This is a genomic window from Sinimarinibacterium flocculans, assembly GCF_003201205.1.
In the GTDB taxonomy this organism is placed as follows: domain Bacteria; phylum Pseudomonadota; class Gammaproteobacteria; order Nevskiales; family Nevskiaceae; genus Solimonas; species Solimonas flocculans.
Map to the genome: position 1 here is coordinate 746 of NZ_QICN01000039.1, position 269 is coordinate 1,014.

1 pseudogene is annotated in these 269 nt (G+C 60.6%); it reads right to left on the reverse strand.

Going from position 1 to position 269, the window contains the following annotated elements:
* Position 1: 1 nt before the first annotated feature.
* A pseudogene (locus tag C8D93_RS21460) lies at positions 2-115 on the reverse strand (LysR family transcriptional regulator); the annotation flags it as partial.
* Positions 116-269 lie beyond the last annotated feature (154 nt).

Here is a 269-nt window from a genome sequence, read left to right on the forward strand (position 1 = left end):
CATGGGTCTCCGGCTCTTCGGCACGCTGCAGGGCGAGCACGTCGGCGAGCTGGGGAGGCACCCATTCGCCGAGGACGGCCATGCGAATTTCGGCGGTGATGTCACTCGATTCCACGTCCAGCTCCCCCAGGCGGTGAACTCGTGGCAACTGATCTCGAAGCCGTTGGATGAGTTAAGTTTAACGTGGTTTAAATCGTGACCGTGTTCGACGCTCTTGGCAATGCCAAAGCGTTCGATCCAAAGGGGCCGCCCCACCGGCACCACTACCT